Source organism: Pseudomonas sp. PDM21, from assembly GCF_014852505.2.
Classification (GTDB): Bacteria; Pseudomonadota; Gammaproteobacteria; order Pseudomonadales; family Pseudomonadaceae; genus Pseudomonas.
Map to the genome: position 1 here is coordinate 3,054,150 of NZ_CM181223.1, position 23,087 is coordinate 3,077,236.

Here is a 23,087-nt window from a genome sequence, read left to right on the forward strand (position 1 = left end):
ACCCAGATGCCCACCTCCACTCTGTTCGACATTGCTCCCCTGGCCGAAGCGCGCGGTGGTCTGCCGCTGCTGGTACAGGCCCGCGGCGACGGCATCGACCTGCTCGACGCACTGGCCGAACTGCGCCCGCTGGTGGATGAACGCCTGCCGGTGTGCGCCGGCATTCTCTTCCGTGGCTTCCAGGTCGGCGCGCCGGAGCGCTTCCGTGAGTTCGCCGCCGGCTTCGGCCACCCGCTGCTCAACTACGAGTTCGGCTCCACCCCGCGCAGCAACGTCACCAGCGGTGTGTACACCTCTACCGAATACCCGCCGCACCAGCACATCCCGCTGCATAACGAGCAGGCCTATACCCGCGAGTGGCCGATGAAGATCTGGTTCTACTGCGTTCAGGCCGCACAAAGCGGCGGCGAGACACCGATCGCTGACAGTCGCGAGATCTACCGTCGGGTCGATGAAGGCATCCGCCGCCGCTTCACCGAGCGCGGGCTGATGTACACCCGCAACTTTGGCAACGGCCTGGACGTGGCCTGGGAGCAGGTGTTCAACAGCGCCGACCCGGCCGTGGTCGAGGCCTACTGCAAGGCCCACAAGATCGGCTGGGAGTGGAAAGAAGACGGCGAGCTGCGTACCCGCCAGGTCTGCCAGGCAGTGGCGCAGCATCCGGTCACCCGAGATTGGGTCTGGTTCAACCAGGCGCACCTGTTCCACGTCTCGAATCTTCCGCCGGAAGTGCGCGAAAGCCTGCTGGAAATCGTCGACGAGGAAGACCTGCCGCGCAACGTCTACTACGGCGACGGCAGCCCCATCGAGCCCTCGGTGCTCGACGAAATCCGCGGCGTGCTGGAGGAGGCCAAGGTGAGTTTCCCCTGGACCAGCGGCGACGTCCTGATGCTCGACAACATGCTCGCTGCCCACGCGCGTTCGCCGTTCAGCGGCCCGCGCAAGGTGGTGGTGGCGATGGCGCAAGGGCATGGCGCTGACGCCTGACGCCGGCGCGGATAGCTCCCTCTCCCTGAAGGGAGAGGGAACAGTTCGGAGTACCCGGGAAGCGCCTGCGACGGCCATCCCCCGGTACACCCCACGAATTTCCCTCCGGCGGGCCCATGCGCCCGCCGACAGAACAGGTGATGTCATGAACGACCGTTACGAAGCCGCAGGAAACCTGGTCGAGGCCCTGCTGCAACGCGCCTGCGAAATGCCGCGCAAGACTGCCCTGCGATTCATCGCCGAGAATGTCGAACAGCCCATCAGCTTCCGCGAGCTGGACGAGCGCGCCCGAGCCATGGCCGCCTGGATGCTGCGCCACGGCCAGCACGGCGACCGCGCCGTATTGTTGCTGCCCAGCGGCCCGGAGTACGTCACCGCGTTCTTCGCCTGCCTCTATTCGGGAATCATCGCCGTGCCGGCCTATCCGCCGGAGTCCGTGCGCCCGCAGCACCTGGCGCGCCTGCGTTCGATCCTCGATGACGCCGAACCGAGCCTGGTGCTCACCGACTCCACGCTGATCGACGCCCTGCGCCCGGCCTGCGAGCGCGAGAACGGCGACAGCCCGCTGCTGCTGGCGGTGGACCAGGCCGACCCGGCGCTGGCCGTCGAGTGGCAGATGCCCGAACTGGCCGACGACGACATCGCCTTCCTGCAATACACCTCCGGCTCCACCTCGACGCCCAAGGGCGTGCAGGTCAGCCACGGCAACCTGGTGGCCAACGAGCGCCTGATCCGCCACGGCTTCGGCATCGGTGACGACGACGTGATCGTCAGCTGGCTGCCGCTGTTCCACGACATGGGCCTGATCGGCGGCCTGCTGCAACCGATCTACAGTGGTATCGAATGCGTACTGATGTCGCCGCGCTACTTCCTCGAGCGCCCGCGCCGTTGGCTGGAAGCCATCGCCCGCTTCGGCGGCACCGTCAGCGGCGGGCCGGACTTCGCCTACCGCCTGTGCTGCGAGCGCGTCAACGAGGCGGCCATGGAAGGTCTCGACCTGAGCAAATGGCGCGTGGCCTTCTCCGGCTCCGAGCCGATCCGCCCGGATACCCTGGAGCGCTTTGCCGCCTGGTTCGCCCCGGCGCAGTTCGACGCCTCGTCCTTCTACGCCTGCTACGGCCTCGCCGAAGCGACCCTGTTCGTCACCGGCGGCGTACGCGGCGACGGTATCGGCCAGCTGGAAGTGAACCTCGATGCCCTGGGCGAGAACATCGCCCGCCCGGGGCGCGGCACCTCGCTGATCAATTGCGGCCGGGCCCAGCCCGACCATGAAATCCAGCTGGTCGACCCGGTGAGTGGTGAATGCCTCGGCCCTGACCGCGTCGGCGAAATCTGGAGCAGCGGCCCCAGCGTTGCCCTTGGCTACTGGCGCAACCCGGAAGCCAGCGCGCGCACCTTCGTCGAAAAGGACGGCCGCACCTGGCTGCGCACCGGCGACCTGGGCTTCCTGCACAACGACGAACTCTTCGTCACCGGTCGCCTCAAGGACATGCTCATCGTCCGTGGCCAGAACCTCTACCCGCAGGACCTGGAACGCTGCGTCGAGGAAGAGGTGGACCTGGTGCGCAAGGGCCGCGTCTCTGCCTTCGCCATCGAGCATCAGGGCCGCGAGGGCATCGGCATCGCCGCCGAAGTCGGGCGCAGCGTGCGCAAGCTGATCTCCGCCGAGGCGCTGGCGAAAGCCATCTCCGCCGCCGTGGCGGAAACCTTCCAGGAAGCGCCGCTGGTGGTGGCGCTGCTGGAACCGGGTGCCTTGCCCAAGACCTCCAGCGGCAAGTTGCAACGCTCGGCCTGCCGCACCCAGCTGCTCGACGGCAGCCTGCAGGCCTACGCTATCCAGCGCGCTGGCGAGCCGATCAGCGATGGCGCCAGCGCCAAGCCGGTCGCACCACTGTCTGCTGAAGAGCAAGCCATCGCCGCGCTGTGGAGCGAAGTGCTGGAGCTGCCGGCGATCCGCCGTGACGACAACTTCTTCGCCTTGGGCGGCAACTCGATCAAGGCCATCCAGCTGATGGCGCGCCTGCGCGAGCGCCTCGGCCGCGCCGTGGAATTGCGCCTGTTGTTCGAAGCGCCGGAGCTCGGCACCTTCGCCGCCGCCCTGGCAGCCCTGCCGACCTCTGAAACCGATGCCGTTCCGCAAGTCCCGCGTGACGGTCTGCTGCCGCTGTCGCCGGCCCAGCGCCGCCTGTGGTTCCTCTGGAAGCTGGAACCGGAAAGCGCCGTCTACCACATCGCCGGGCGCATGAACCTGCGCGGCGAACTGCGCCGGCCGGCAGTGGAGCAGGCGTTCGCCGTGCTGCTGGGCCGCCATGAAACCCTGCGCAGCCGCTTCATTGAGCAGGCCGATGGCGAGGTGTCGCTGAACCTGTCCGATGAGACACAGGTAGAACTCACCGAGAGCGACTTCAGCTCCCTGGGCAACGCCCGTCGCGACATCGCCGCCCGCGAGGACGTCGAAGCCTTCGCCGCGCAGCCCTTCGATCTGGCCAGCGGCCCGCTGCTGCGCCTGCGCCTGCAGAACCTCGGCGGTGGCCGCCAGGCGCTGTTGCTCTGCGTGCATCACATCATCGCCGACGGCTGGTCGCTGAACCTGCTGCTGGACGAATTCGCCGAGTGCTACCGCGCCATCGTCGAACAGCGCGAGCCCGTGCTGCCGGCGCTGTCGCGCCAATATCTCGACCTCGCCGCCGCCCAGCAGAACAAGCTGGAAGCGGGCGAGGGCGCGCGTCTGCTGGACTGGTGGAGCGAGCGCCTGGGCAACCAGCACTCGCCGCTGGAACTGCCTTTTACGACGGGTGAAAAAGGCCAGAGCGCCGAGCTGATCGAACGCGAAGTGGACGCCGAGCTGACCGGCAAATTGCGCAGCCTGGCCCAGGCCCACGGCGCGACCCTGCCGATGCTCCTGCTCAGCGCCTACAACCTGCTGCTGCAGCGCTACAGCGGCCAGCACGACCTGCGCATCGGCCTGACCCAGGCCGGCCGCGAGCAGCTCGACAGCGAGCGACTGGTCGGCTTCTTCGTCAACCTGCTGGTGCTGCGCAGCGAGCTGCCCGAAGGTGCCAGCCTGCGCGGCGTGCTCCGCCAACTGCGCGACGACCTCCTGCGAGCCCAGGCGCACCAGGGTCTGCCGTTCGAGCAACTGGTGGAGGCGCTGCAACCCGAACGCGGCCACGGCCGCCACCCGCTGTGCCAGGTCGCCTTCGACCACCAGTGGCAGCCGCGAGCCGGCAACGGCCTGCCCGGCGTCAGCGTGGAAGAACTGGAACAGATCGACCTGGAAACGCCCTTCGATCTGGTGCTGCGGGTCCGCGAGGGCGAACAGACCTTGCGGCTGAGCTTCTGCTATGCCCGCGAGCGGTACGCCGCCAATGGCATGCAGCGCCTCGTCGGGCACTTCCTCGACCTGCTGCGCGCCTTGCCGCAGCTCAATGCCGACGCCGTGCTGGACGCCCGCGACTGGCTGCCCGCCAGTGACTGGAGCATCGCCGTGGCCAGTGACGCGCCGGCCTTCGAGGCGCTGAGCGAGACCATCGCCGTCCAGGCCCGCCGCCATCCGGCCAAGGTCGCGCTGATCGACGAGCAGCGCGAGGTAAACTTCGCCGAACTGGAGGATCGCTCCAACCGCCTGGCGCAACGCCTGATCCAGCGCGGAATCGGCGCCGAGCGCCGAGTCGCCGTGGCCCTGCCGCGCGGCGTGGACATCCCGCTGGCCCTGCTGGCTGTCATGAAAGCCGGCGGCGCCTACCTGCCGCTGGACATCGACTACCCCGAAGAGCGCCTGGCCTGGCTGATGCAGGACGCCGGCGTCGACCTGCTGCTGACCAACGCCGAGCTGGCCGAACGCCTGCCGCTGCCCGTAGGTGTCGAGCGTCTGGTGCTGGAAGAGGCCGACCTCGGCAACGCCCTGGCCGTGCGCCCGCTGCTGCGCGTTCAGGCGCAGAACCTCGCCTACCTGATCTACACCTCCGGCTCCACCGGCCAGCCCAAGGGCGTTGCCGTCGCCCACGGCGAGATCGCCGCGCACTGCCGCGCCATCGGCCGGCGCTACGCCATGAGCGAGGCGGACCGCGAGCTGATCTTCATGTCCTTTGCCTTCGACGGCGCCCACGAACGCTGGCTCACCGCGCTGTCCCACGGTGGCAGCCTGCTGATCCGCAATGACGCGCTGTGGACCGCCGAGCAGACCCTGGACCAGCTGCGCCGCCATGCCGTGACGGTCGCCGCCTTCCCGCCGGCCTACCTGCAGCAGTTGGCTGAACAAGCTCTGATCACCGGTCACGCGCCGGGCATGCGCATCTACTGCTTTGGCGGTGATGCGGTGCCGGAAGCGGCTTATCACCTGGCGCACCGGGCGCTCAAACCCGAACACCTGATCAACGGCTACGGCCCGACCGAAACCGTGGTCACCCCCCTGCTGTGGAAAGCCGACGCACACACGACTTGCGGCGCGGCCTACGCGCCCATCGGCGAAGTGGTCGGCGAACGCAGCCTGTACATCCTCGACGACCGCCTCCAGCCGCTGCCGCGCGGTGTGGCCGGCGAGCTGTACATCGGCGGCCACGGCCTGGCCCGTGGTTACCACCAGCGCGCCGGCATGACCGCCGAACGCTTCGTGGCCGACCCTTATGCAGACGGCCTCCGCCTGTACCGCAGCGGCGACCGCGTGCGTTGGCGTGAAGACGGCGCGCTGGACTACCTCGGCCGCGTCGACCAGCAGGTGAAGATTCGTGGCTTCCGTATCGAGCCGGGCGAGATCGAAGCCCGCCTGCGCGCGCTGCCCGGCGTGCGCGAAGCGGCGGTAATCGCCCGCGACAGCGAGCGTGGCAAGCGCCTGCTGGGTTATGTCTGTGGTGACAGCCTCGCCGAAGATGCACTGAAAGCCGCCCTGCGTGCACAGCTGCCGGACTACATGGTGCCGTCGCGCATCCTCGTGCTGGAGCAGATGCCGCTCAATGCCAACGGCAAGATCGACCGTAAAACACTGCCCGAGCTGCAGGAAGCCGCCAGCACCGCCGAAGCCCCGCGCGAGGGTCTGGAAAGCCGCGTCGCGGCTGTCTGGGCGGAAGTGCTCGGCGTGCCTGCGGTGGGCCGCGAGGACGACTTCTTCGAGCTGGGCGGCCACTCACTGCTGGCCACGCAAGTCATCTCCCGTCTGCGCCGTGACCTGGGCTGCGAAGTGCCGCTGCGCGACCTGTTCGAAGCCAGCCGCCTGGACGAATTCGCTGCACGGCTGACGGCTCTTGCGCCCAGCGCTCGCCCGGCACTGCGCGCCGTGGCCCGCGACGGCGACCTGCCGCTATCCGCCGCCCAGAGCCGCCTGTGGTTCTTCTGGCAGATGGAACCGGCCAGCGCCGCCTACAACGTGCCGGGTGCGCTACGCCTGCGCGGTCAGCTCGACGAGTCCGCGCTGCGCCGTGCCTTCGATGCCCTGGTGGCGCGCCACGAAACCCTGCGCACCACCTTCGATGAGGTGGACGGCCAGGCCTTCCAGCGCATCCAGCCGGCGCAGCCCCTGGACCTCGCGCGGGTCGATCTGTCCGATGAGAAAGAAGCCGAAAGCGCCGCGCGCCAACTGGCCGAGGAAGAAGCACAGCATCCGTTCGACCTGCGCAATGGCCCGCTGCTGCGCCTGACCCTTATCAAGCTGGCCGATGCCGACCATGTATTGCTGCTGACGATGCACCACATCGTCTCCGATGGCTGGTCGATCCGCGTGCTGGTGGACGAATTCAGTCGCCTCTACGGCGCCTTCGCAGCAGGCGAAGAACTGCAACTGCCGGAGCTGCCGGTGCAATACGCCGACTACGCCCAGTGGCAGCGCGAGCTGCTGGCGGGCGAGGAGGGCCTGCGTCAGCTGAGCTGGTGGACCGAGCAGCTGAGCCTCGAAACGCCCGTCCTGGAACTGGCTGCCGACCGCCCGCGCCCGGCGGTGCAGAGCTATCGTGGCGGCAGCCTCGGCTTCAGCCTGGACGCCGACCTCGGCGGTCGACTCAAGCAACTGGCCCGCAAGCAGGACGTCACTCTGTTCATGTTGCTGCTCGGTGCCTACGCGGTGCTGATGCAACGCTACAGCGGCCAGCGCGACCTGCGCGTCGCAGTGCCCATCGCCAACCGCCAGCAGCTGGAAACCGAAGGGCTGATCGGCTTCTTCGTCAACACCCAGGTCATGCCCTGCGCGCTGGCTGACGACGAATCCTTCGCCGCGCTGCTGGCCCGCCTCAAGCCGCTGGCCCTGGGCGCCCAGGCGCACCAGGACCTGCCGTTCGAACAACTGGTGGAAGCCCTGCAGCCCGAGCGCAGCCTGGCCTACAACCCGCTGGTGCAGGTGAAGTTCAACTTCGGCTTCGACGTCAGCCGCCTGCCCGATGCCGGCGCGCTGAAGCTGGAACTGTTCAGCGAGGAACAGTACGGCGCGCGCTTCGACCTCGCCCTGGACATGGCCGAGGCGCTGGACGCCAGCGGCCAGCCGGGCGATGAACTGCGCGGTAGCTTCGTCTATGCCCGCGACCTGTTCGACGAGGACAGCGTCGCCGCCATCGCCGGCCAGTTCGAAGCGCTGCTGCGCCAGCTGTGCGCCGAACCGCAGCGCGCCCTTGGCGAACTGCCGCGCCCGGTGGCTTCGCGCCGTCGCGGTGAGACCCGGCAATGGCCGCAATCCGACGTACTCGGCCTGTTTGCCGCGCAGGTCGCCGCGCAGCCGGACGCCATCGCCGTGCAGGACGACAGCATCCGCTACAGCTACGCCGAGCTGGACCAGCGCAGCAACCGCCTGGCCAACGCGCTGATCGCCAGCGGCGTGGAGCTGGGCGAGTGCATCGCCCTCTGCCAGGAGCGCAGCGCGCAGTGGGTGCTCCTGCTGCTGGGCGTGCTCAAGGCCGGCGCCACCTATGTGCCGCTGGACCCGGCGCAACCGGCCGAGCGTCTGCGCCAGTTGCTCGCCGACAACGGCATCGGCCGCGTGCTGGTGAGTGATGCCGCGCTGCTGGCGACCTTCGGCGACGCCGCCACGCTGATTCCGGCCGGTGGCCCGGAGCAGGATAGCGCTGCCGCGCCTGCGCGGAGCATCGACCCGCAGCAGGCTGCCTATGTGATCTTCACGTCCGGCTCGACAGGCCAACCCAAGGGCGTGCGCGTCAGCCACGCGGCGCTCGCCAACTATGTGCAGGCCGTGCTCGAACGCCTGCAACTGGACCAGGGCCGCGCCCGGGGCCTGGGCATGGCGATGGTCTCCTCGGTGGCTGCCGACCTCGGCCACACCACGCTGTTCGGCGCGCTGTGCGGCGGCGGTCGCCTGCACCTGGCGGATGCCCAGGCCGTGGCCGATGCCGAGCGTTTTGCCGCGTTCATGCAGGACGTGGACGTGTTGAAGATCGTCCCCAGTCATCTCGCCGGCCTGCTGGCCGCCGCGCCCAACGCTGCCGCCGTGCTGCCGCGGCGTCTGCTGGTGGTAGGCGGTGAAGCCTGCGACCGCGCGCTGCTGCAGCCGATCCGCGAGCTGGCGCCCAAGCTGCGCATCGTCAACCACTACGGCCCCAGTGAATCCACCGTGGGCGTGCTGACCCACGAATGGTCGCTGCTGGACGACCTGCCGGCAGGCAGCCTGCCCATCGGTACGCCGCTGGCCAACAGTGCCATTCGCGTGCTTGACGAGAGCGGCCGCGACCTGCTGCCGGGCGTGCCCGGCGAGCTGTACATCGGCGGCGCGGGCCTGGCGCTGGGTTACCTCGGCCTGCCGGAAATGACCGCCGAGCGCTTCGTGGCGATTGAGGGCGAGCGCCTGTACCGCAGTGGCGACCGCGTGCGGCTGAGCCGTCGCGGCGTCGTGGAATTCCTCGGCCGCGTCGATGACCAGGTGAAGATCCGTGGTTACCGCGTCGAGCCGGGTGAACTGGCGCAAGCGCTCAAGCGCCTGCCCGGCGTACGTGATGCCGTAGCGCTGGCCGAGCGTGACAAAGACGGCCCGATGAAGTTGCTGGCCTGGGCCGTGGCTGAGGGGCGGAGCGTGGAAAGCCTGCGCGAAGCCCTGGCCGCCGCTGTCCCTGAATACCTGCTGCCGGCCCAGTTGATGCTGCTGGAACGCCTGCCTTTGAACGCCAACGGCAAGGTCGACCGCAAGGCGCTGCCACGCGTCGAAGTGGCTACCAAGGCAGCCGACAGCACGCCGCTAAGCGAGCTGGAGCAGCGCATCGCCGATATCTGGCAGGCAGTGCTGAAGGTCGAGCGCGTTGGTGCCGAAGACAACTTCTTCGAGCTGGGCGGCGACTCCATCCTCAGCCTGCAGATCATCGCGCGCATCCGCAAACTCGGTTACAAGCTCAGCCCGAAACAGCTGTTCGAGCGGCAGAGCGTTCGCCAATTGGCGCAGTGGCTGGAAAGCCGCGCTCCGGCCGCGCCGGCAGCAGCTGCGCCGGTCGTTTCGGTTAGCGGTGAGGTGGCGCTATCGCCGGTACAGGCGCGCTTCTTCGAGCGCATGCCGAGCGCCCAGCGCCACCATTGGAACCAGGCTTTGCTGCTGCAACCGCGTGAAGCGCTGGACGGTGACGTCCTCGCCCGCGCACTGCACTGGCTGGTCGGCCAGCACGACGCGCTGCGCCTGCGCTTCGACGGCAGCCGCCAGCGTTACGCCGAACACGGCCCGCTGGATATGACGCTGCTGTGGCGCCGCCGCGCGGCAGACGCGCAAACCCTGGAGCGCCTGTGCGACGACGCCCAGGCCAGCCTGGATATCGCCAACGGCCCGCTGCTGCGCGCCATGCAAGTCGGCCTTGCAGACGGCAGCGAGCGCCTGCTGCTGGTGATCCATCACCTGGCGGTGGATGGCGTGTCGTGGCGCATCCTGCTGGAAGACCTGCAGTACGCCTACCGCGAACTGCGCGCCGGCCGCCCCCCCGCTGCACTGCCGCGCAGCGACAGCTACCAGGCCTGGAGCGCCCGCCAGCAGGCGGCTGCCAATGGCGCGGCGGCTGAGCTTGGCTACTGGCAGGCCGAGCTGCACGATGCGCCGCGTCTGACCCGCGCCCGCAGCGGCGCCCCGGCCACCTGGAAGGAAGCCGCCAACGCGCGCTTCAGCCTCGATGTCGAGACCACCCGCCAACTGCTCGGCCCGGCACTGAAAGCGCAGCGCCTGCAGATCAACGACCTGCTGCTGACCGCGCTGGCCCGCGCCCTCTGCGCCTGGACCGGTGAAAGCTCTGCGCTGGTGGAGATGGAAGGCCACGGCCGCGACGCCTTCGACGGCGAAGCAGCGCTGGACCTGAGCCGCTCCGTGGGCTGGTTCACTGCGCTCTATCCCGTCCGCCTGCAAGCCGGCGGCGAGCCGGGTGCGGACCTGCGCGCCACCCGCGAACACCTGCGCAATCTGCCGCGCGCCGGCATCGGCTACGGCCAGCTGCGCTATCTCAGCCAGCACGCCGCCAGCCTGCGTGACCTGCCGGCGCCGCAGGTGACCTTCAACTACCTCGGCCAGCTCGACCAGGCCTTCGCTGACGCCGATTTCCTGCCGGCCTTCGAAGGCGTGGGCCGCAGCCAGCCGCTGAACGCTGCGCTGGGCAACGCGCTGGTCTATGCCGGCCGCGTGCTCGGCGGCGAGCTGAGCCTGGAAGTCACCTATAGCAGCGCCATGTTCGACGCGGCGGACATCGACGAGCTGCAAGCGCTGCTGCGCGCCGAACTGCAAGCACTGGTCGCTTACTGCCTGAGCCATCCCCACAAGCTCGGCGCAAATGAGCTGCCGCTGCTCGGTCTCGATCAGCAACAGCTCGACGCAATGCCGCTGCCGGCCGGGGTGGAAGACCTCTATCCGCTGTCGCCGATGCAGCAGGGCATGCTGTTCCATGCCCTCGACGTGCCGGGCTCCTCGCTCTACGTCAATCAGCTGCGGGTCGACCTGGACGGCCTCGACGAGGTGCGTTTCCTGGACGCCTGGCGCGCGGTCATCGCCCGCCACGCCAACCTGCGCACCGGCTTCCTCGCCAGTGCCGACGCGGCGCCGTTGCAGTTCGTCCTGCGCGACGCGCAGTTGCCGGTGCAGTCCTTCGACTGGCGCGACCAGCAGGTGAGTGAGCAACAGCTTGAAAACGTCGCTGACGCGCAACGCAACCTTGGCTTCGACCTGGCCAAGCCGCCGTTGCAACGCCTGGCGCTGGTACGCCTGGGCGAGCGCCGCTACCACCTGATCTGGACCTGCCACCACCTGCTGCTGGATGGCTGGAGCAGCGCGCGGCTGATCGGCGAAGTGCTCGCGCTCTACCGTGGCGAAGCACTGTCGGCGCCGGCGGCGCAGTACGGCGACTACATCGGCTGGCTGCACGCCCAGGACGGCGCGGCGGGCGAGAGCTTCTGGCGCGAGCGCCTGAAGGGCTTCGACGAGCCGACCCTGCTGGCCACCGCCTGCAGCGCCGGTTTCCGCGAGGAGCCGCTGTGCGAGCTGCACAGCCGCCTCGACAGCGCGCCGCTGCAGCGCTTCGCCCAGGCCCAGCGCGTCACCCTCAACACCCTGGTGCAGGGCGCGTGGGCGCTGCTGCTGCAACGCTACTGCGGGCAGCGCAGCGTGACCTTCGGCGCCACCGTGGCGGGGCGCCCGGCCACGCTGCCGGGAGCGGAAGAGAGCCTTGGCCTGTTCATCAACACCCTGCCGATTGTCCAGGCGCCGGATGACGCCCAGCGCGTCGGCGACTGGCTGCGCGAGCTGCAATCCTTCAACCTCGACGTACGCGAGTTCGAGCACACACCGCTGTACGACATCCAGCGCTGGGCTGGCCGCGGCGGGCAGGCGCTGTTCGACAGCATCATCGTGTTCGAGAACTTCCCCATGGATGCGGCGCTGGCGTCCTCCAGCGAGGACGACCTGCGCATCCTCGACCACCACCCGGTGGACGGCACCAACTACGCCCTGGCCCTGGTGGCCAGTGCCGGCGAACAGCTGGATGTGCGCTACACCTACCGCACCGACCGTCTCAGCGCGAGCCAGATCGAGCAGCTGCGCGGGCACTTCGAGCACCTGTTGCTGGCCCTGGTGGAAGACGCCGAGCGCCCGCTGGGCCGGGTCAGCCAACTGGCCGACGCCGAGCGCAACGAACTGCTGCAGCGCTTCAACGACACCGAGGCGAAATTCCCCGCCGACGTGCAACTGCAGGAACTGATCGAGCGGCAGGTCGCCGCGACCCCGGAGGCACTGGCCGTACAATTCGGTGATGAGCGCCTGAGCTACGCCCAGCTCAATGCCCGTGCCAACCAGCTCGCGCACTGGTTGCGTGGTCAGGGCGTCGGCCCGGACGTACTGGTCGGTGTGGCCGCCGAGCGTTCGGTGGAGCTGGTCGTGGCTCTGCTGGGCATCGTCAAGGCGGGCGGCGCCTACGTGCCGATGGACCCGGACTACCCGCAGGAGCGCCTGCAGCACATGCTGAGCGACAGCGGCGTGAGCCTGCTGCTGACCCAGCAGCACCTGCAGGAGCGCCTGCCGGCGAGCAACGCCGAAATGGTATGCCTGGACAGCCAGTGGGGCGAGATCGCCACGGCCTCCGAGCAGAATCCGGCCAGCGCCGGCAGCCCGCAGAACCTGGCGTACCTGATCTACACCTCCGGCTCCACCGGCAAGCCCAAGGGCGCCGGCAACAGCCATCGCGCGCTGGTCAATCGCCTGAACTGGATGCAGAAGGCCTACGCGCTGGACGCCTCCGATCGCGTGCTGCAGAAGACCCCGTTCAGCTTCGACGTGTCGGTGTGGGAGTTCTTCTGGCCGCTGCTGACCGGCGCCGCCCTGGTGGTCGCCGCGCCCGGCGCGCATCGCGATCCGCTGGCGCTGCGTCAGGTGATCGAGGCGGGGCAGGTCACCACGCTGCACTTCGTGCCGTCGATGCTGCAGACCTTCGTCGCCTCCGGTGAACTGGAGCGCTGCCCGTCGCTGCTGCAGGTGATGTGCTCCGGCGAGGCGCTGCCCTATGAGCTGCAACAGCAGTTCCGCCAGCGCAGCAGTGCGAAGCTGCACAACCTCTACGGCCCGACCGAGGCGGCGATCGACGTCAGCTTCTGGGCCTGCGACGAGGACAACGCGCGGCAGGTCGTGCCCATCGGCCGGCCCATCGACAACCTGCGCCTGGTGCTGCTGGACGAGCGCCTGGTACCGGTGCCGCAAGGCGTGGCCGGCGAGCTGTACATCGGCGGCGTGGGCCTGGCGCGCGGTTACCACGCGCGTCCCGGCCTGACTGCCGAGCGTTTCATTGCCGACCCGTTCGGCAGTGGAGAACGCCTGTACCGTACCGGCGATCTGGCTCGCCAGCGCGAAGACGGCGCCATCGAATACCTCGGCCGTCTCGATCACCAGGTGAAGATTCGCGGCCTGCGTATCGAACTGGGCGAAATCGAGGCGCGCCTGCAGGCCCATCCGCAGGTCAGCGAAGCGGTGGTGGTGGCGAAGGACGGCGTGCTGCTGGCCTACGTGGTCGCCAGCGCCGAGCCCGAAGCCCTGCGTCAGGCGCTGCAAGGCGAATTGCCGGACTACATGGTGCCGTCGCGAATCATCGCCCTCGACGCCATGCCGCTGTCGCCCAACGGCAAGCTTGACCGCAAGGCCCTGCCGGACCCGCAGCTGGGCGACAGCCTGCGCGAGTACATGGCGCCGCGCAGCGACCTGGAAGTCGAACTGGCCGGCATCTGGCAGCACGTGCTGCAGGTGGACCGCGTCGGCCTGCACGACGACTTCTTCGAACTGGGCGGCCATTCGCTGTTGCTCACCCAGGTCGGCCTGACCCTGCGTCAGCGCCTGGGCCTGGAACTGCCGCTGCACCGCCTGTTCGAGCTGAGCAATATCGAGGCGCTGGCCGCCTGGATCGAAGCCCAGCGGGCAGGCGCCGCCAGCGCGGAAGAGGAACTGGACCTGATGGACGAACTGCTCGGCGAGCTGGAGAACCTGTAATGAGTCAACCGATGGACGCCCAGCTGAAACAGGTCGCAGAGCGCCTTGGCGCGCTGCCCGAGGACAAGCAGATCGTCTTCCTGCGCCAGCTGCGCGAGAAAGGCGTGAGCCTGTCGCGCCTGCCGATCCTGCGCGAGGGACGCGAGCACGCGCCGCTCTCGGCAGCCCAGGCGCGCTTGTGGTTCCTCTGGCAGATGGAACCGCACAGCGCCGCCTACAACATTCCCGCCGCCGTGCGCCTGCGCGGTGTGCTGGACGAGGGTGCGCTGGAGCGCGCCTTCGCCGCGCTGATCGCGCGCCATGAAAGCCTGCGCACCGTATTCCGCAGCGCAGAGGACCGCTCTCGTAGGGCGAATGACGCGCAGCGTCATCCGCCGCAGGCTGGGCAGAGTGCGGCGGCGGATAACGCTGGCGCGTTAAGCGCCCTACAGGAGCCGGATGGCGAGGTGCTGCAATGCGTCCTGCCTCCGGGCCCGGCGCATCTGGAGGCGAAGGATTTCGGCAGCGAAGCGGAGGCGCGGCAATGGCTCAACGAGTGCGCCCAGCGCTGCTTCGATCTGGCAGAAGGCCCGCTGCTGCGCCTGCACCTGGCACGCCTGCCGGGCGAGGCGCTGCTGCTGGTAAACCTGCACCACATCATTGCCGACGGCTGGTCCATCGGCGTGCTGATCGATGAATTCGCTGCTCTCTACGGTGCCGAAGTACAGGGCACCCGGGCCGAGCTGGAAGCCTTGCCGATCCAGTACAGTGATATTGCCCGCTGGCAGCGCCTGTGGCTGTCGGCCGGCGAAGGCGAGCGGCAGCTGAACTACTGGAAGGAGCAGTTGGGTGATGAGTCCCTGCTGCTGACCTTGCCGGGCGACCGGCCGCGCCCGCTGGTGCAGAGCTATCGCGGTGCGACGCTGGACTTCGAACTGCCCCGCGCGCTCAGCGATTCCCTGCGCGAACTGGCGCGCGGGCAGGGCGCCACGCTGTTCATGCTGATCCTTGCGGCCTACCAGCTGCTGTTGTCGCGCTACAGCGGCCAGCGCGAGCTGCGCGTGGGCGTGCCCATCGCCGGCCGTGGCCGCGCCGAGAGCGAAAGGCTGATCGGCTTCTTCGTGAATACCCAGGTGCTGTCCGCACGCATCGACGGCGACGAATCCTTCAACACCTTCCTCGCCCGCACCCGCGAAGCGGTGCTGGGTGCCCAGGCCAACCCGGACCTGCCGTTCGAACAACTGGTGGATGCCCTGCAGCCCGAGCGCAGTCTGAGCTACAACCCGCTGTTCCAGGTGGCCTGCAACCACCAGCCGAGTCGCCGCGACGCCTTGCGCGAGCTGCCCGGTGGCCTGCAGCTGGAAAGCCTGGAGCTGGACAGCGGTATCGCCAAGTTCGACCTGACCCTGAACACCGAGGAAAGCCGTGACGGCCAGGTGCGCGGGCAGTTCATGTACGCCACCGACCAGTTCGACACGGCGACCATCGAACGCCTGGGCGGGCACTTCCTCAACCTGCTGCAGGCCCTGGTGCGCGACCCGCAATGCCCGGTGGCGCGCCTGCCGTTGCTGGACGGCAGCGAGCGCGAACAACTGCTCTACGGCTGGAATACCACCGCGATGGACTACCCGCGCGATGCCTGCCTGCACCAGCTGATCGAACAGCAGGTGCAGCACTCGCCTGCCGACGTGGCGCTCACCGATGGCCAGCGCAGCTTCAGCTACGCCGAGCTGAACAGCCGCGCCAACCGCCTCGCGCACTGGCTGCGCGAGCAGGGCGTCGGCCCGGACAGCCGCGTGGGCGTCGCGCTGGAACGCTCGGTGGAGCTGCCGGTGGCGCTGCTGGCGGTGCTCAAGGCCGGCGGCGCCTACGTGCCGCTGGACCCGGAATTCCCCGCCGAACGCCTGGCGCACATGCTCGAAGACGGCGGCGTGCGCCTGCTGCTGACCCAGCAGCACCTGCTCGGCGAGCTGCCGCAGACGGGTGCCCGCGCGTTCTGCCTGGACCGCGACTGGGCGCAGCTGGATGGCTACGCCGACAACGATCTGGCAAACCTCGCCAAGCCGGATGATCTGGCCTACGTCATCTACACCTCCGGCTCCACCGGCAAGCCCAAGGGCGTCGCCGTGCGCCACGGCGGGGTGGTCAACTTCATGCTGAGCATGGCCCGCGAGCCCGGCCTGAGTACGCAGGATCGCGTGCTCGCGCTGACCTCGCTGTCCTTCGATATCTCCGCGCTGGAGCTGTACCTGCCGCTGCTGGTCGGCGGCCGTGTGGTGCTGGTCGACCGCGACGTCGCCCGCGACCCGTCGCGCCTGCTCGGGGTGGCGCTGGAGCAAGGCGTGACGGTGATCCAGGCGACCCCCAGCACCTGGACTCTGCTCAGTGGCCACGAGGACTTCCCGCGCCTGACCGGCTGCCGTTTCTTCTGCGGCGGCGAAGCGTTGTCTGCTGAGCTGGCGGACAAGCTCACCGCACAAACAGAAGCGCTGTGGAACCTCTACGGACCCACCGAAACCACCATCTGGTCGGCGGCCTGGAAGATAGAAAAGGGCGCCCGCGTACTGCTCGGCAAACCTATCGCCAACACCCAGCTGTACATCCTCGATGGCGAGCTGCAACCCGCACCCATCGGCGTGGCGGGCGAGCTGTACATCGCCGGCGACGGCCTGGCGCGCGGCTACCATGGGCGCCCGGAACTGACCAACGAGCGCTTCGTTGCTGACCCGTTCAGCTCGGAGCGAAACGCGCGCATGTACCGCACCGGCGACCTCGCGCGCTGGCGCGCTGACGGCGTGCTGGAATACCTCGGCCGCATCGATCATCAGGTGAAGATCCGCGGCTTCCGCATCGAGCTGGGCGAGATCGAATCTCGCCTGCTCGGCCAGCCCGGCGTGCGCGAGGCGGTGGTGATCGCCCGAGATGCGGGGCAGGTCAAGCAACTGGTGGGCTACGTCACCGGGCACATCGACTGCGACCTGCGCACCGCGTTGCTGGAAGAGTTGCCGGACTACATGGTTCCCGCGCAGATCGTCCAGCTCGAACGCATGCCGCTGACCCCCAACGGCAAACTTGACCGCAAGGCGCTGCCGGAGCCGGACTTCAGCCTGTTGCAGAAGACCTACCGCGCGCCGGAAAGCGAACGCGAGCAAACCCTGGCGGCCATCTGGTGCGCCGTGCTCGGCCTTGATCGCGTGGGGCTGGACGATAACTTCTTCGAGCTGGGCGGCGACTCGATCGTCTCCATCCAGGTGGTCAGCCGAGCCCGTGCCGCCGGCCTGCAACTGAGCCCGAAGGACCTGTTCCAGCACCAGACACTGCAGGCGCTGGCCCGCGTGGCCGGTGATTTCGTTGCGGCCGAAGTACCCGTTGCCGTCGCCGCTCTCGAAGCCCCGGACGCCGCACAGCTGGCCGCACTCGGTCTGAATCCAGACCAGATCGAAGACCTCTACCCGCTGTCGCCGATGCAGCAGGGCATGCTGTTCCACGGCGTGGACGGCAGTGAGGGCGGTGTCTACGTCAACCAGCTGCGCGTGGAGGTGCAGGACCTGGACGTGGAGCGCTTCCGTGCCGCCTGGCAGGCCGCGCTGGATGCCCACGACAACCTGCGTGCCGGTGTGCATTGGCAGGGGCTGGATCAACCGGTGCAGGCCGTGCACAAACACGTCGAGCTGCCGCTGGAGGTGCTCGACTGGCGCGGCCGCGAGGACATGGACGCGGCACTGGACGAACTGGCCGCCGCCGAGCGCAGCCGCAGCTTCGACCTGGAACGCCCGCCGCTGCTGCGGCTGGTGCTGGTGCGCAGCGCCGAGGCCAGCCACCAGCTGATCTACACCCACCACCACATCCTGCTCGACGGCTGGAGCAACGCCCAGCTGTTTGCCGAAGCATTGCGCCGCTACAACGGCGAGAGCATCGCCGAGCAGGGCCGCTACCGCGACTACATCCACTGGCTGCAGGTGCAGGACCAGCAGCAGGCCCAGAACTTCTGGAGCGGTCGCCTGCAAGGCTTTGCCCAGCCCACCGTACTCGCCGACAGCCTGGCGCGCCCGGTCGAAGGCAGCGGCCACGGCCTGGAATACAGCCGCTACGACGCGGCGGCCACCGAACGCCTGAAGGCCTTCGCCCGCAGCCAGCGGGTAACGCTCAATACCCTGGTGCAGGCGGCGTGGATCCTCCTGCTGCAACGCTACACCGGGCAGCAGCGCGTGGCCTTCGGCGCCACCGTGGCCGGGCGTCCTGCGCAACTGGCCGGCGCCGACAGCCTGCTGGGGCTGTTCATCAACACGTTGCCCATCGTCCAGGCGCCGGCAGAGCAAGCCGACCTCGGCGACTGGCTTCGCGAGCTGCAGGCCTACAACCTGGACGTCCGCGAGTTCGAGCACACGCCGCTGTACGACATCCAGCGCTGGGCCGGTCAGGCCGGGCAGGCGCTGTTCGACAGCATCATCGTGTTCGAGAACTATCCGGTCGACGAGGTGCTGCGCAGCGCCCAGGGGCCGCGTTTCGGCGAGCTGAAGTCGAAGGACGAGACCAGCATCCCCATGGACCTTGCCGTGCGTGTCGGCGAACGCCTTGAGATCGAGTACCAGTACCTGCGTGCGCACTTCAGCGCAGCCGCCGTAACGCGCCTGCGCGGCAATATGGAGCAGGTGCTGGAGAGCCTGCTGCACGGCGCCGGCAAGCGCGTCGGCGAACTGCAATGCCTGTCCGCCAGCGACCGTGCGGCCCTGGCTGCCTGTCGTGGCCCGCACCAGTCGCTGCCGCCGGCCGAGCCGGTGCACCTGGCCATCGCCCGCCAGGCTGCGCTGCGTGGCGATGAGGTGGCGCTGATCTGTGGCGACGAGGAGATCGACTACGCGGCGCTGGAGCGCGACTCCAACCGCCTGGCCCATCGCCTGATGGCCCTCGGTGTTGGCCCGGAAGTCCGCGTTGGCGTGGCCTTGCCGCGCAGCGTGCGCATTCCGCTGGCGCTGCTGGCGGTGCTCAAGGCTGGCGGCGCCTACGTGCCGCTGGACGCCGAGTACCCGCGCGAGCGCCTGGAATTCCAGATGGCCGATGCCGGCATCGCGCTGCTGATCACCGACAACCGCCTGCGCGAGCGCCTGCCGCTGCCGGCGGGCGTGACCTGCCTGGAGCTCGACAGCCTCGACCTCACCGGCGAAGACAGCGATCTGCCGGTGGTGGCGCTGGAGCCGGAAAACCTCGCCTACCTGATCTACACCTCCGGTTCCACCGGCAAGCCCAAGGGCGTTGCAGTCAGCCATGGCCCGCTGGCCATGCATTGTGCGGCCATCGGCGAGCTGTACCGGATGGATGCTGCGACCCGCGAGCTGCACTTCATGTCCTTCGCCTTCGACGGCGCCCACGAGCGTTGGCTGACTACCCTGGTACATGGCGGCAGCCTTGTGCTGCGCGGCGACGAGCTGTGGACGCCGGAGCAGACCTACCGCGTACTGCACGACAAGCAGGTGAGCGTGGCGGCCTTCCCGCCGGTGTACCTGCAGCAACTGGCCGAACATGCGCTGCGTGACGGCAACCCGCCGCCGGTGCGCATCTACTGCTTCGGCGGCGACGCGGTGCCCAACGCCAGCTTCGAGCTGGCCAAGCGCGCGTTGCGGGCCGAGCACCTGATCAACGGCTACGGCCCCACGGAAACCGTGGTCACGCCGCTGCTGTGGAAGGCCGACCGCACGACGGACTGCGATGCCGCCTATGCGCCCATCGGCAAGGGCGTCGGCGCGCGCAAGCTGTACATCCTCGATGAGCAGTTGCGCCAGGTGCCACTGGGTGTGGCCGGCGAGCTGTACATCGGCGGTGATGGCCTGGCGCGCGGCTACCACGAGCGCGCCGGGCTGACCGCCGAGCGCTTCGTCGCCGATCCGTTCGACCTCTCGCAAGGCGGTCGCCTGTACCGCAGCGGCGACCTGGTACGCGGCCGCGCCGATGGCGTGATCGACTACGTCGGGCGCATCGATCATCAGGTGAAGATTCGCGGCTTCCGTATCGAGTTGGGCGAGATCGAGGCGCGCCTGCAGGATCACCCGCAGGTCAGCGAGGCGCTGGTGGTGGCCCGCGACGGTATCAGCGGCAAGCAGTTGGTCGGCTACGTGGTCGGCGCAGCGGAAGGCGATGCGCTGCGCAGCTTCCTCCGCGAGCAGGTGCCGGACTACATGGTGCCCGCGCAGATCCTCCGGCTGGAGCGTTTCCCGCTGTCGCCTAACGGCAAGATCGACCGCAAGGCGCTGCCCGAGCCGACCTGGCAGGGCGAGGCCTACGAGGCACCGCGAAACGAGCGCGAGCGCGCGCTGGCGGTCATCTGGCAGGACGTGCTGCAAGTGGAGCGCGTCGGCATCCGCGACAACTTCTTCGACCTGGGCGGCGACTCCATCCTCAGCCTGCAGATCGTCTCCCGCGCCCGCCAGGCGCTGGGTGACGGGGTGGAAATCCGCCTGCGCGACCTGTTGCAGTACCAGACCATCGCCGGCCTGCTGGAACGCGCCGAGAGCGTCGCCGAGGCGGCGCCGACAGCGGTGGTGGCAATGGCCGACGATGGCGAGTCCTTCGGCCTGGTGCCGATCCAGCAATGGATGTTCGAGCAGCGACTGGAGGAACCTAACCACTTCAACCAGGCGGTGCTGCTGGAGTGCCGCCAGCGCCTCGACGCCGAGGCGCTGGAAGCGGCGCTGCAAGGCCTGCTGGCCGAGCACGGCAGCCTGCGCCTGTCGTTCGCCCAAGGGGCTGACGGCCTGTGGCGCCAGCGCTATCGCGAGGCCAGCGAGATCACCGGTGCGCTGCTCTGGCAGCGGCAGGCGGCGAACGCCGAGGAGGCATTGCTGATCGCCAACCAGGCGCAACGTAGCCTGGAATTGGGCGAAGGCCGGCTGCTGCGCGGTGTGCTCACCGACATGGCCGATGGCAGCCAGCGTCTGCTGCTGGTGATCCACCACCTGGGCGTGGACGGCGTGTCCTGGCGCATCCTGCTGGAGGAGCTGCAACAGCGTTATGCCGCGCAGCTCATTGGCGAGCCGGCGCCGATCTTCGAACGCACCAGCGCCTACCGCGCCTGGGCCGAAGGCCTGCGCGACTACGCCGACAGCCAACTGGCCCAGGCCGACCTGCCGTATTGGCTGGAACAGACCGACAGCGCTGGCCTTGGCGAGCCGCAACGCGACAACCCGCGCGGCGCCGAGCGCATGACGCACCTGGAGCAGCTGTTCCTGCGCCTGGACCGCCAGCAGACCCAGCGCCTGCTGAAGGTGGCGCCAGAGGCCTACCGCACGCAGATCAACGATCTGCTGCTGACTGCCCTTGGTCGCACCCTGTGCCACTGGTGCGACAGCCAATCCGTGCTGATCGGCCTGGAAGGCCACGGCCGCGAGGATGTCCTCGACGAAGTCGACCACAGCCGTACCCTGGGCTGGTTCACCAGCCTGTTCCCGCTGCGCCTGACGCCGGGGCAGGGCGACTACGCCCAGGCCATCCCGGCGATCCGCCAGCAACTGCGCGCGGTGCCGGACAAGGGCATTGGCTATGGCGCCTTGCGCTACCTGGGCGACAGTGCGCTGCGCCGCCAGCTTGCCGCCCGCGCCGAGCCGCGCGTCACCTTCAACTACCTCGGCCAGTTCGACCAGAGCTTCGACGACAAGGCGCTGTTCGTACCGCTGCAGGAGAAGCCCGGCGACACCTACGCCGCCAGCACGCCGATGAACAACTGGCTGGAGATTGTCGGCCAGGTCTATGACGGCGAGCTGACCCTGCGCTGCATGTTCAGTCGCCGGGTGTTCCGCCCGTCGCGCATCGAGTCGCTGATGGCGCAGCTGCGCACGGAACTGGAAGGGGTGATCGGCCATTGCTGCGCCCAGGTGGAAAGCGGCGCGCGCAAGGAGCAAGCCACGGTATGAACGCATTGATGATTGAGGTCGGCATGCTGCACCCGGAGATTTCCGCCTTCCTGGACATGGTCGACGACGGCCGCCGCACGGGGCGCCCGGCGTTGCACGAATTGCCGCTGGAGCAGGCGCGGCAGGACTTCGAGGCCTCCTCAGAATCACTCAAGGCCGGGGCGCCGTCGATGCCGGTGGAAGCGCTGCTGATCCCGGCGCGCGAGGGCCGGCAGCTGCCTGTCCGCCTGTACCGGCCTGCCGGTTCTGGCGATGGGGCGATCCTGTATTTCCATGGCGGCGGCTACACGGTCGGCAGCCTGGATTCCCATGACGGGCTGTGCCGGTGGCTGGCGAAGCACTGCGATTGCGCGGTGATTTCGGTGGGTTACCGGTTGGCGCCGGAGGCGCCGTTCCCGGCGGCGACCTTCGACGCGCGTGATGCCTGGAACTGGCTGCTGAACGCGGCTGTCAGCCTCGGCCTGAGTCCGCGCCGCCTTGCCGTCGGTGGCGACAGTGCCGGCGCGACACTGGCCACCGTGCTCTGCGCCGAGCTGGCAGGCGAGGGGGCGGAGCAGCCCTGCGCGCAGTTGCTGTTCTATCCGGCGGCGGACGCCAGCGCGCGCACTGAGTCGGAGGAACTGTTTGCCGAGGGCTATCTGCTGGAGACGGCCAGCCTGGACTGGTTCTATCAGCAGTACATGCCTGACGTTGCGCAGCGAGGTGATTGGCGCTGCTCTCCGGTCCATGCCGGTGCTGCTTTGCAAGGTAGCGCGCCGGCCTTGCTGTTCGCGGCCGAGTTCGATCCGTTGCTGGACGAAGGCCTGGCCTACGCCCGCGCGCTGGTGGAGCAGGGCGTGGAAGTGGAGGCGGAGCGCTGCTGCGGGATGACCCACGACTTCCTGCGCATGGGCAACCTGGTGCCGGAGGTGGAGGGGTATTACCGGCGCGTGGCCGAGTTCCTCGCTGCCCGTTGGTAAGCCGGCGGCCTGCTGCTGCATAACCCGGATCATCGACTTCAACCTGTAGGAGCGGGCCATGCCCGCGATCCGTCGGCATGGCCGGCGCCTTCCTCCGCTCCGATGTTGGTCCTGTATTGCTGCGTTGGCTTGGGTATTTCTGCGTCGCTTCGGCGTGCGCCCGGACTTCCTGTTTCGCCCCCTCGGGCGAGTCACTTTTCCAAACGCCGAAAAGTAACCAAAAGGCTTGCCCCGGACATCCGGTTTTTCGCTTAGGCGAAAAATTCCCTCGTTGAAGCGGAGTTTCAGGGGCACGCTGCGAAGGGCCGTCCCTGGTCCATCGCAGCTCTCGCGACATCCATGTCG

The 23,087-nt window shown here is 68.7% G+C and carries 4 protein-coding genes; all 4 read left to right on the top strand.

Annotation, left to right across the window (positions count from 1 at the left end; genetic code table 11):
• Window positions 1-6 precede the first annotated feature (6 nt).
• The 4 genes from IB275_RS14195 to IB275_RS14210 all read left to right on the top strand — a co-directional run bounded on the left by IB275_RS14195 (window position 7) and on the right by IB275_RS14210 (window position 22,742).
• Window positions 7-987, top strand: coding sequence for a TauD/TfdA family dioxygenase (locus IB275_RS14195; RefSeq protein ID WP_192295660.1), 981 nt, complete (start codon window positions 7-9; stop codon window positions 985-987).
• 145 nt (window positions 988-1,132) lie between these two features.
• On the top strand, window positions 1,133-13,900 hold the full coding sequence (locus IB275_RS14200) for a non-ribosomal peptide synthase/polyketide synthase (protein ID WP_192295661.1): 12,768 nt from the start codon (window positions 1,133-1,135) through the stop codon (window positions 13,898-13,900).
• On the top strand, window positions 13,900-21,783 hold the full coding sequence (locus IB275_RS14205; RefSeq protein ID WP_192295662.1) for a non-ribosomal peptide synthetase: 7,884 nt from the start codon (window positions 13,900-13,902) through the stop codon (window positions 21,781-21,783). Before IB275_RS14200 ends, IB275_RS14205 begins: the two co-directional genes overlap by 1 nt.
• Window positions 21,780-22,742, top strand: a complete 963-nt coding sequence (locus IB275_RS14210; protein WP_192295663.1) for an alpha/beta hydrolase — start codon at window positions 21,780-21,782, stop codon at window positions 22,740-22,742. Before IB275_RS14205 ends, IB275_RS14210 begins: the two co-directional genes overlap by 4 nt.
• The last annotated feature ends 345 nt before the right edge of the window (window positions 22,743-23,087 follow it).

Coding starts and splice junctions, on each gene's coding strand:
- IB275_RS14200 (WP_192295661.1), top strand. CDS start 1,133: ATGAACGACCGTTACGAAGCCGCAGGAAACCTGGTCGAGGCCCTGCTG.
- IB275_RS14205 (WP_192295662.1), top strand. CDS start 13,900: ATGAGTCAACCGATGGACGCCCAGCTGAAACAGGTCGCAGAGCGCCTT.
- IB275_RS14195 (WP_192295660.1), top strand. CDS start 7: ATGCCCACCTCCACTCTGTTCGACATTGCTCCCCTGGCCGAAGCGCGC.
- IB275_RS14210 (WP_192295663.1), top strand. CDS start 21,780: ATGAACGCATTGATGATTGAGGTCGGCATGCTGCACCCGGAGATTTCC.